The organism is Pseudomonas juntendi, from assembly GCF_009932375.1.
In the GTDB taxonomy this organism is placed as follows: domain Bacteria; phylum Pseudomonadota; class Gammaproteobacteria; order Pseudomonadales; family Pseudomonadaceae; genus Aquipseudomonas; species Aquipseudomonas juntendi.
In genome coordinates this window covers 1-10,927 of record NZ_BLJG01000189.1, presented here as the reverse complement: position 1 = coordinate 10,927, position 10,927 = coordinate 1, and the positions used below count along the sequence as shown (strand labels likewise).

The following is a 10,927-nucleotide window of genomic DNA, read 5'->3' as shown; positions in this document are numbered from 1 at the left end:
GGTTTATGGAGCGGATACAGAGTGGCTAACTGGCGGGCCATCAGCAGGATGTCGGTTTCAGTGACCGGAGATTCGACAAGGTAGGTGCCGGTCGTGTCACTGGCTTTCAGCTTGTGCAGTCGCATGATCGGCTCCTGGGTTGTTTTCAACCGAACGGGTTTTGCGTTGGGCTTGTGCGTCCAGCTTCTCGGCCAGGCTGTTTGGTGCAGGTCGTGGGGGCGTATTGGTGGTTGGGGATACGCTTTCTTCTGAGGCGTAAAACTCCTCGACGATGGCCGCGACGTCTTCCCCGCTATCCTCGAATGCGCCATTGCTAAAGCCACGTCTTGCTGCCTCATCCAAAGCAGCCTGATCGAATCCCGTGGTTTGCCGCTGAGCATCGAGGTCATTGGCCACCTGTAGCGCTTCGGCTATTTCCATACCGCCACGAACCGTCAGATCGACGTAGAAGATTGGCGTACCATGACTTTGCCGGGTCGATTTGCCACGCAGGCGCAGCTCCAGCGGAAGACATGCCAAGCGATTGCCGGAGATGGCCTGGAAGTAGTGCAGGCGAGCTGCCAGGGTGCGGATGCTGTTGAAGCCGGTGGTACGGAACACGAAGCTACCCAGCGGATCCTCATCGCCAATCAGCACATTCAGCCGGCCATAGGGCTTGCAGGCATTACCTTTCGCCAGCGGGCAGGCATCAGGTGAGGGGCAGGGCAGTGACTGCATGCCATCCTGTGTGAGCCGTTTGCAGGTCTCACCGTTGCCGACGCATACAGGGCGACCGGACTGCCGATCAAACAGGGTGTAGTCCGCGCGGAAATTCAGCTCCGGCTCGTTGAACAACAGGCGTACCGGAATGCTGCGCAATTTGTCTTCCTTACCCTGACGCAGTTCGTCATTGAGCGGATGCAGCAACCAGCCTTCCTTGCCTTGCACCTGGGAGGTGATGGTGAATTGGTCATCCTTCTCGGGCAGCCGCTTGCCGTTCTTCTCGACCACTTTGCCGATCGAAATGCGGCCGAGCACTGGCGGAGTGATCGCTAAACCTTTGAGCATGATGGCTCTCCTGAAAATGAAAAAAGCCAGCCACGCAGCATGAACTGCATGGGCTGGCTAAGGGGAGGGATGCGTAAACGGGGTGAACTTCAGCTGACCAGAAAGCGCCGCGCACCGGGTTTCAGTAGTGGGTATTTGGCCTGCAGGTAGGGCTTGTCCTTGAGCAGTTGAGCGACATCGAGACCGCTGCTGTCTTTGGCTTTGCGCCAGGTGATATAGCCATTATTGAAATCCGCTCGACTGGCATCGCCCATGGCTTGCTGCAGCATTTGCTTTAGCTCGGCCTCACGCTTTTCCTTGTCGGCAATCGATTGGCGCACGGCTTTCAGCTCGATGTAGGCCGCAGTCAGTCCGGCATTGCAGCAGAAGTCGACCGCCTGACCGTTGTCCTCCGGATAGAGGCAGCGCAAGGCCTGCTCAGCGGAGGCCGTGCCATCAGCTGGCGGTGGCGTATCCGTCTCGACGTAGTGCCAGAACTGGCGCTCCAGCTCGATCAAGCGCGCGACCATGTGCTCGTCTCGCTCGATGCGATGGATCTCCAGCGTCTGGCCACCCAGTAGCACCGCCACATCCGCCGCCTGCTTGCCGGTGACGGCGAGCTGGTGCATCACCTGCAGCTGCACATACTCAGGCACGCCCTCTTTCCAGAGGCGTGCCCCGTTTATGCCAGCTGTCTTGCATTCGAGGATCTGCACATCGTCCGCCCCGATGACCTCGCGGTCGATGTTGGCCAGCATCCACGGCAGCTCCGGATCCGGATGTTGGAGCACGGCATTGATGCGCCGTACCTTGTTCTTCGTGCGCTTGTTGTAATGCCAGGCCACGATGGGCTCCAGCACGTTGCCCCAGTACATAGGGCTTTCCTCATCCTGAGGATCAGCCTTCGGCATGCTGGCATCACGACCGGTCTTCTCCAGCCACAACTCCAGCTGGGATTTGTAAGGATTGAGGCCCACGGCAGCGGCAGCATCCGAACTGCCGATGCCCTGCTTGCGGATCTGTAGCCAGTCCTCGCGCGGCAGCTCCTTGGTGCTGACCAGGCGCAGGGCAGGGCGTTTCTTGCTGGTGCTGCCGTTCAATGACGTTGCTTTCATGGTGTTCACCTGCAGACATAAAAACGCCCGACCAGCGTTAGGCTGACCGGGCGCGAGGGTTGAAGTGATTGAGGGTTAAGCGGCGAGTTGTAGTGCGGCATCCAGGGCGCGTTGCTTGATCTGCGCACCCTGGCCGAACCAGGCCGAGTCCATGCGGTACTCGTTGCTGCGTGCACGGCGCTCATGGTCGACGAACTCGGTCACGGCATTGAGCAGGCCCCAAACCGTACCGTTTGCTGAGGCGAGCTGACTGCCGCGTCCACGCCCCTCGTACAGTTCCTGAACCTTGCGTAGAGCGCGCTCGTTGGGTAGTTGCTCCGGCAGCGCAGCGGTTGGATTGGTTTCACACAGCACGTTCATGAAGAAGCCCAGCGCCTCATGCCACTGCACCTTGCGTTCGGACAGCGCCCGCATGCGGTACATGAAGTCGTCCCATTGCGAGACGGCGATACCGAGTTGCTTCTTCACCGCCTTCGGGTCGAAGCGGGTGTTGTGCGGCACCTTGATCGCGCGGCTGGTACCGTCCAAGGCGATGGTCAGGGTGTTGTTGCAGACCACGCGTACAGTGGTCGGTGTTGCCGTGGTGGCCAGAGTGCCGTCGCAGGAGGTGGCCAGCAGTAGGTAGCCATTGACTTGGTCATTACCCTTGAGCGCAGCACCTTGCCCAGTACGCGCCAGCGCCCAGAACTTGCGTCCGCCTTTCAGCACGCCGGCCGTTTCCAGCTCATAGCCGGATACCTCGGTCAGATCCCGGTAGAACTCCAGCACCTCACGCGGCTGCACGGTGTGATAGCGCTGCGAGACCACAGAGAGCGGGGCTTTGGTATCAGAACGGAACAGTACCTTTTGCTCAGGAAATGAGTGGATTGCGCCAAGATGCCCAGCGACTTCGGATTTGAAGTGCACGGGGCTTTCCTGGATCTGCCAGTCCATGCCAGCTTCGCGTTGCCAGACTTCGATGGGTTGTTTCTGAGTGAGTTGATTGCCCAGGCCGTGCCACGGGGTGGCGCCAGCATAGGCCATGGTTTCGATGAGATGTGCCATAGGTGGGGATTCTCCAGGCGTGAGGGGGCCTAACACGCAATCGAGTGGATTGCGTGACTGAGGTGAGCGTTAGATGTTGGGAAGTTGCTTGGCTGTGGGCAGGTTGAAGCGGTGGCCGCAGAGCAGGCAGAGGTTGTTGGCCAGTACGTGACGATCCAGTGCATCGCCAAGCTGGGCTCCGAGAGCGCAGCCGCCAACGCCTCCAATCAGGCCGCCGAGAATTGCCCCTGAGACCGAGCCCAGGGTGATACCAATTGGCCCCGCGATGGCGCCGATAACTGCGCCAGCCTGACCACCGGCCAGGGCGGAGCTAACACCGCGCGCAATCCCGCCAGCAGTGCCGACGGCTGCGCCGATTTTCATGGCGTGGTGGAAGGAAGCGACTTTGGGTGAGTGACAGCGAGGGCACTGCAATGACATAGGAAGATCCTCCTTGGTGCTGATGTCATTGCGGTAATGTGTGGCTGAGAATTTTTCGAGTCGAATGACTGTGAGCCAGTTAATCCAAAGGCGTAACGGGTTCTAGTTGACCCAATCAGGCCGTGCATTGACGTATGCTTTCGGCCAATTTCAAATTTGCATTGCAGGCCGGGTAAGGGCTTCTCTCCTGCAGTGCTCTAGTCAGAACGCCTTCGGCTCCAAAGGGGAAAAATGTGACAGCTGAATCAATTCAGCAGAATGAGCTCAATGCTGCCGGCGATGTGGGTTCTGAGCAGCCCTTGCCATCGCTCACTTGGCCAGAGGTGGATCTACTGAAATATCTGGCCCAAGCATGGGACCAATACGACCCTTCGCACATAAAGGTTATTGGTAAGTTGCGACTGGCCGAAGGCGGAACTTTCGGTTTTTTGGAGGAATTGCATCATGCTGATACAGGTATCAGGCTGCATCCACCGCTAGAAAACTCAAGAGTAAGCCCGACAGCTTTCGTGCCTCCTTCCGAGCTTTTGAGCTTCCAGAGGCGTTTCGGGGGCGAGACCTTTGCGTTAGCTGAGTTGGATCTGTCGCCTTTGAACAAAAGGAAAGAGCGAGGCGATCCGCTTGCATGCATGGTTCGTACTGGAACACTGGAGCCGCTCAGTCAAATCCCCGAAAGCTGGTTGGGCATCCAGAATATCCAATCTGAAGCGATGCCGCTGGTCATGGCAAAGGCACGCCAAGCCATAGAAGACAGGCTAAATCGTGAGACATCTGAAGCTGAAGAGAAATTGCGCACTGCGCATTCAGCTCTCGAAGCGGCTGTCTCGGAAAAAATGTCGCTCGACGATGAGTTCGGACGAATCACTTTAGAGGTTGGTCAGCGAATAGAGCGGATCGCGGCTCTGGAAGCAGAGTTCGTGCTGAGGAGAAATACATTGGAAAACAGGTTTCGAGAGCTGGAAGCTTTTCTCAGGGAGAGGGGCGAGCGCATGGTCGCGCTTGATCTAGTTGACAGGGCTGATCTGGAAAAGGTGTTTCCAGCTATAGGGGCGCCCGATGCACGAGAAGGACATCGCTTCCGAGAGGATCTTGGCGGAGATATCCAACGGTTGGCCTCTTATATCCAGGCACATCTTTGGCACAAGGGCATACGCTATACCCGTGCACAGTTGCTCGACTTCATCACCCTGCTGCGCACCAACGATCTGATCGTGCTTGCAGGGGATTCGGGTTCCGGCAAGACCAGCCTAGTGAAGTCAGTGGCATCCGCAGTCGGAGGGCGCTGCACAATCGTGCCGGTGAAGCCCAACTGGACCGGCTCGGAGGACCTGCTGGGGTACTACAACCCTATCGAAAGGCGTTACCACCCATCACAGTTCCTGTTGGCACTCCTTGCTGCCGCGCGCGAGCCCGAAATTCCACATTTCATCTGCCTTGATGAAATGAATCTCGCACGCGTGGAGTACTATTTTGCTGACTTCCTGAGCCTGCTTGAAACGCGCGGAGAGACGCCTTGGATCCATCTGTACTCAGAGGCAGAGGAGCGGCAGGCTGTTATCGACAACAAAATTTTCCTGGCGCTAGAGGAAGAAGCCAGAAAACGCTCTGGACTGCCAGACGATGCCTCGTTCAATGAGATTCTGATGCATGATCAAGCCAACCTTGAGCTTCGCAGGCTAGCGGGCTTCCAAGAGGCAGATACTGTACTCAATCACCACGCGAAGATAAGGCGCACGATCTCCGGCCTGATCGACATTCCCGCCGGATTCCGGTTCCCAGCGAACGTCTGGATCATTGGTGCGATCAACGTGGACGAGACCACACACTATCTCTCGCCTAAGATCCTCGATCGTGCGCACGTCATGCGGTTTCGCAATCCGGTGTTGACGGACTGGGATGAGGTTGAGGGCGAAGTTGAGGAGTTCGATCTGGACTTGGGCCTGCCGATGAACATGCTGGCCGCTGACATCGGAGTCCGCGCTGAGTATCCGGCCTTCGATCAGGCCGATCCGCAGGTAAAGCTGTTGGTCGGGCTAGCTCGGGACTATCTCGACCCGCTGGGCATCGAGTTCGGTCTACGGGCAATCCGGCAATCGCTCAACTATATCCGGCGGGGTGAAGAGGCCGATATTTGGACCGTGGCTGCTTTGAATAACGTCGTGCTACACAAGGTTCTCCCCAAAATCATCCTTGATACGGAGAAGGCTTCGACCAACAGGCAGAAGCGAAGGGATTTGCTGATCGGCCTCAGGGATTTGCTAGCACAAGAATTGGGAAGCCTTGACCTGGTCGACGTGACTGAGTCTGCTGTTGATTCCCTGGATCAATTGATCACCCGGGCCGAAGGTAACAACGGCATCGCTAACTTCTGGGCTCGCTAATGTTTCCAGAAATCGAAGCTCGCTACCTGGCAATCGAGTGGCAGTCAGAAGGCGTCGCCCGAACAATCGAAATTTCATCGGTTGCGCTAGATGTTGAGTCGCTCTCCGAAGGTGGGTTTGCTGTTGAAAGCACGATCTTCAACGATTTTCATCCGTGGCTCGGTATTCGTCTCAGGCCTGTGGGCGAAGAGATAGTGCCCGTTTTCGTGACTGCATTGGGGCAGGAAACCCCTATGTTGCGGGTTTCAGATCCGCAGGGTGGTGGTATATGGTGGTTGCAAAATGATGGCTGGGATCATTCAGGCAAGCGCCACTTCAGCGAGCTTCAACGGAGCCCTGGCACTTATAACATCAGAATAGGCGATGTAGTGCTGCAGATCGAGAATCGCCTATCGGCCTTCGGTCGCACTGACATACAGGCGTATGTCGACGATTTTCGTGGCGATTTGCTCTGGATGATCATGAACGATGCCGCCAACGCCACCGCAACTGGTAAGGGTGTTGGAACCGGGGCCGAGCTCGCCGAGGCTCTCGAGGAGCTGCATGCTGCGTCGCAAAGGGTCTTAGCATCCCCCGCTGTCACCATTCGAGAAGGGCTGGCGTCGCAGCCAGTTGCGAAGTTGCGCCCAAATGTAGCCAGCTTTCGCGAGTATGTGCGCAATCCTGTAGCCCGTCAGCTCACGGGAAGGGTGTTTGACGAGTCGGCGGACATAGCCGAGAACCGCTACCTCCGGCATATGTTAGCGGTCTGCCTGAAAATGGCCAATGCCTATGTGTCGGCTGCTTCGCAGCAGTTGGGCTTTCTTGACAGGCTCGCTTCACAGGAGACTGAGCGCGCCCGGCGCAATCGTGAAATGGAGATGCGCCCTGTTGATCCCGAGGTATTCGATCAACAGACGAAAGAGATTAAATGGAAGCTGGACGCGCTTGCTGCCTTAAAAGATCAGCCTGGCGATGGGGCGGGTAGGGTTGGGCGGTTTCCGATTCGTCTGGGAAAAAGATATGGCCATGGGTTTTCATTTTTTTATACGCCACAGGATGACTTAGGGGTTAAAGCAGAAGACAAGATTGACTACAGGGTGGCTGTATTCCCTGAGGAGCTTTTCGAGAAGATTTTGGGCTGTCTTCACTTTTGCCGAAATTATACGATCATAGGTAGTGTGGAATCCGTCTTGCAGAAGACGAATAAAGGGAAGCAATTTAGAAAGCTCACATTCACCTCGATACATGAAGTTATCCCCCAAACGGACTCGCTCGAGAAAAGAGCTAAGAAGAGGCGAGTCCTTGAAGGAAATAACTGGCTTGTTCGCCTCTCTAGTAATGAGCGGAGGGAGCTTAAGCGCGAAGCGGATGCAGGTCAGCGACGAGCAGAACAGTCTCTCCGAAAGAAAAAAGTTATTTCTTCGTCAGTTGATGAGATGGGTCGGGGAGCTCGAAGGTTGGCGAAAATCGATGCCAGCTTTGACCACTTGGGCGTATCAAGCAGTTCGAGCTTCCCGACGGGAATGCGATTTGTCTCCAATCCTGATTACGCGACCTGTTTGTCAGCGTTCAAAAAAATCCGTGAACTCATGGAGCGTGGCGGCCTGGATCTGTCGAAATTGGAAGAGATCAATAGTGTCGGAATCCTTCATGCCAGTGACATCTATGAAAAGTGGTGCTTGCTGAAAATATTCATGCTGTTGGTGCACGACTTCAGGTTCGAGCCCGAGCCTGGTTGGCAAGAGAAGCTCATCGCGATCTCACTTTCGCGCGCAAGTGACGTCAGGTTCGAGTTTTTACGCGATGACCTAGAAATGAAGGTGGCCCTCATTCTCCAGTCGGAAATGCTCACGGGGCGGCGACCTGACTTTGTTCTAGAGGTTATCGATATAGCCAAGATGCAATTTGGTCATCTAGATCACGAAAACAGGCCGCTGGGAGGTCTCGTGATGGATGCCAAGTTCAGAAGCATCTGGAAGAAAGGGGAGCTGCGCCAGACACTGGACGAGTTGGTTCTGGCGAAGGGGTATGACAAGGCGGTGGCAAACGGAAGAGTTTTTATCCTACAGCCTAGCGAATCGACAGTGCGTCCTGCGTCGTCACCGCTCGACTGGGGAGTGCATTGTGATTACGGTAGTACCCAATCCCATCGGAAGGGCTGGATTCAATTGGGCGTAGCGTCTGCCGAGATGCAAGCAACTCAGCACCTTAAGCGACTGCTGACTATGGTATTCCAGAAAGCATTTCCGGAGCCTGATGAGAATGGCAACAGTACATGGACATCCCGCAGCTTCTGCTTAGGCTGTGGCGAATGTCATGCGCCTGAAGCGATCCAGGCAAAGATTACGCAAAGCGGGGCAGCAAGATGGCTTCTCGACTGCAGGCGTTGTGGGGTGTGGACCGTAAGAACCCATTGCTACAACTGTAAGACCTCGCTGTTCAAGAATGGCACGCTGTGGACTTATCACAATACTGTCGCAGACCAGGTGACAAACGTCATATGTCCAGATTGTGGCTCCTACTTTGATGCAGGGTTCAGTTGAGTTTCTTTATCACTTTCACTAGTGCGTGGCCGGTTGCTGCCTGTATGGTTTACTGGTTGTTTTCAGGCATCATCAGGATCTTTTCTAGTCGCCCTCCTAGAAGCCGCCATGCTTCGGTTTTCTCCTTGGCGTAATCGTGGTGCAGGTAGTGCCGCCGTACCTTTGAACCTCCCAGCAAGTGGTTCTGGCAGCGGTCGATGATTTCTAGTGTCACGCCCAGTTCCTGCATCATAGTCGCGCCGGTGCGCCGCAGATCATGCGGTGTCCATTCGCCTTTAGTGCCCATGCTTAGCACCAGAGAATCGTCGTGATGCCGGCCGGCCAGAGGCTTGGTGCGGTTCTTGAATCGACACTGCCGGTCTCCGATGAGCTTGCTGACAGTCTTGGTGTCGACGTGGCTTTGGCCGTCCTTGCTGGGGAAGCAGAACGGCGTATCACCGGTTTCTCTCAGTAGGCGTTTGAACTGCATGATGGAAAATGCTGACAGGAACACATGGTGATCCTGGCGCTTGCCTTTATGGCCTTTGGTGGCTTCGGCTGGGATGAACCAGGTGCCTTTCTCCAGGTCCACATAGCGCCACTCGGCTTTAAGCAGTTCACCGATACGGCAGAGGGTGCTCAGGCAGATCCACAGAGCGCACTGGACTCGCGTGTTGACCGGGCGAATGCCTGAATACTTCTGGCCAGCAGGAAGCTCTTCGTAGTCTTTCTCCAGGCGTTCGAGGATGTCACGAAGTTCTCGAATTTCGTCAGGGGAGAGCAGTCGGTCCCGCTGTTCTTCGTAGTCATGGTCGAGCAGCTTATTGACGTCAATCAGGTCGGCAGGATTGCCGTCAGCCATCAGGCCACGCCATGGCTTGCGTTTCTCAGCCCAGCGCAGCATCTGGCCTATGTCCTTGCTGCGGATGACGACGGTACGATTGAGGCCACGAGATTTGACCGATCGCAGTACGGCGAGCAGATCCTTCTCAGTCAGGTTGCGCAGCGGCTTCTTGCCAATCAGCGGCAGGACGTCCTTCTTAAAGCTACGGATCAGCTCGGCATTGCCGTCTTGTCGGGAGACGCCGTCGCGAATCCATTCCTCAAACAGGTCGGATATCGTCTTGTTCTCGGCGGCTTGCCGTTCAGCCTCGGCAATGGTTGCGGCGATTGCAGCTTGAGCTTCGATCTTGGCGGCTTTGCGGGCTGCAGTTGGATCAACCCCTTTCGAGGCTGTGGCTTTTACTTCATCACGCTCGGCGCGAATCTGAGCCAGAGATTTTTTTGGCCAGCTACCCAGGCGGTGGTCGCGTTTGGCACCGTCCAGTTTGAACTCATAGCGAAACAGGACAGTAACGCCGCGGATACCGGCACGGACTTTGGCGACCAGGCCGCCGTCCTCGCGAAGTGTCTTGCCATCGTCGGCTGCGGTTAGTGCCTCTAACTGTTTCGCTGTCAGCTTCGCCACACTCTACCCCTTGCCCGATTCGGTCAGCTTAGAATTTTGCCCCACTTTTGCCCCACCGAATCGCTTGGCTGGTGGTGGACGGTATTGGACGCTGTGGGATGCAAGATTAGCCTGTAAGTACCGTATTTACTAGGGTTAAGGCAGTCCGGTAGTGTCCGATGCGATCCATGGGAATCCACGAAATAAGCGCATGGGGTGCAAGGGGTCGAGTGTTCGAATCACTCCGTCCCGACCATTATTGAAACGAAAAAGCCCAGTCGGTGACGATTGGGCTTTTTCGTTTGCGGAACAATGTATCCCTGCACAGCGATCTGGTAAGCCGGGGATCTGAGCCCACATATTGCTAAATTTAAATGTGCGGTCACGTTGACGGCGTGCGCTGTGCCCCCAACCGACCCCGGACAACGTTTTAATGATTAAGTCGTGGGCAGTCACAAAGCGTTGAAGGCTGAGTCCATCTTCAGTTTGCCGTAGGAAATCTCCTCTTTTTTGGTAGGCTCTTATCACCTACGGAGAGGAAACTTCATGCCCGTCATCATCGTTGAGAATGACCTATCCCGGTGGGATGATCAGACAGGCGCTGTGTACCACTTCCCCAAACGCTACAAAACGTTGCTCGTGCAGGGAACGGAGGTGATTTACTACAAAGGCCGTATCAAGGACAAAGCCTTTACGTCCGCGCGCCTTAGCGACGCGCCGCATTATTTTGGCAAGGCACGCATCGGCAAGGTCTACCCGGACTCAAAGAGTGATAAAGGTGATCTGTACGCATTCATCGAGAGCTTTACGCCCTTTGAGAGCCCTGTCCTTTCCAAAAACGACGGGGTGTATCTGGAGACAATTCCCGCTAATCGCACGAAAAACTATTGGCGTGACGGGGTCCGGCCCATCTCCCAAGCCGATTACGATGCCATCATGAGCTATGCGAAGCTATCGCCTTTGCAGGATGAAGGTAAGCGTCCGGCGAAC

The 10,927-nt window shown here is 55.8% G+C and carries 7 protein-coding genes and 1 pseudogene; 3 read left to right on the top strand and 5 right to left on the bottom strand.

All coding sequences use genetic code 11. The features are described 5' to 3' along the window. Positions 1–96: 96 nt before the first annotated feature. The 4 genes from GYA94_RS20935 to GYA94_RS20920 form a co-directional block, all read right to left on the bottom strand. Positions 97–1,047: a recombination directionality factor gene (locus tag GYA94_RS20935; protein WP_161893018.1), complete on the bottom strand. Its 951-nt coding sequence runs from the start codon at positions 1,045–1,047 to the stop codon at positions 97–99. An 89-nt stretch (positions 1,048–1,136) separates the two neighbouring features. Further along, positions 1,137–2,141 (bottom strand): YqaJ viral recombinase family nuclease, encoded by a 1,005-nt coding sequence (locus tag GYA94_RS20930; RefSeq protein ID WP_161893017.1) that lies wholly within the window; start codon positions 2,139–2,141, stop codon positions 1,137–1,139. Positions 2,142–2,216: 75 nt separating this feature from the next. Then, positions 2,217–3,185, bottom strand: a complete 969-nt coding sequence (locus GYA94_RS20925) for a DUF932 domain-containing protein (protein ID WP_161893016.1) — start codon at positions 3,183–3,185, stop codon at positions 2,217–2,219. 69 nt (positions 3,186–3,254) lie between these two features. Beyond that, the gene (locus GYA94_RS20920; protein ID WP_161893015.1) at positions 3,255–3,605 is read right to left on the bottom strand and encodes a hypothetical protein; all 351 of its coding nucleotides are present in this window, start codon (positions 3,603–3,605) and stop codon (positions 3,255–3,257) included. A gap of 233 nt (positions 3,606–3,838) precedes the next feature. Here GYA94_RS20920 and GYA94_RS20915 point away from each other — a divergent pair, with 233 nt between their 5' ends. Next, positions 3,839–5,986, top strand: coding sequence for an McrB family protein (locus tag GYA94_RS20915; protein ID WP_255326971.1), 2,148 nt, complete (start codon positions 3,839–3,841; stop codon positions 5,984–5,986). Then, complete coding sequence (locus GYA94_RS20910) at positions 5,986–8,511, top strand: hypothetical protein (protein ID WP_161893014.1); 2,526 nt, start codon at positions 5,986–5,988, stop codon at positions 8,509–8,511. Before GYA94_RS20915 ends, GYA94_RS20910 begins: the two co-directional genes overlap by 1 nt. A 49-nt stretch (positions 8,512–8,560) precedes the next feature. Here GYA94_RS20910 and GYA94_RS20905 read toward each other — a convergent pair whose 3' ends face one another. Continuing rightward, complete coding sequence (locus GYA94_RS20905) at positions 8,561–9,958, bottom strand: tyrosine-type recombinase/integrase (protein ID WP_161893013.1); 1,398 nt, start codon at positions 9,956–9,958, stop codon at positions 8,561–8,563. Between the two features lie 525 nt (positions 9,959–10,483). On the opposite strand from GYA94_RS20905, the pseudogene GYA94_RS20900 reads away from it, so the two are divergent. Further along, positions 10,484–10,927 (top strand): annotated as a pseudogene (locus GYA94_RS20900) (restriction endonuclease); the annotation flags it as partial.

Bases quoted from the DNA above. Each gene is read 5' to 3' on its own strand.
- GYA94_RS20930 (WP_161893017.1), bottom strand. From the start codon at position 2,141: ATGAAAGCAACGTCATTGAACGGCAGCACCAGCAAGAAACGCCCTGCC.
- GYA94_RS20920 (WP_161893015.1), bottom strand. From the start codon at position 3,605: ATGTCATTGCAGTGCCCTCGCTGTCACTCACCCAAAGTCGCTTCCTTC.
- GYA94_RS20910 (WP_161893014.1), top strand. From the start codon at position 5,986: ATGTTTCCAGAAATCGAAGCTCGCTACCTGGCAATCGAGTGGCAGTCA.
- GYA94_RS20925 (WP_161893016.1), bottom strand. From the start codon at position 3,185: ATGGCACATCTCATCGAAACCATGGCCTATGCTGGCGCCACCCCGTGG.
- GYA94_RS20935 (WP_161893018.1), bottom strand. From the start codon at position 1,047: ATGCTCAAAGGTTTAGCGATCACTCCGCCAGTGCTCGGCCGCATTTCG.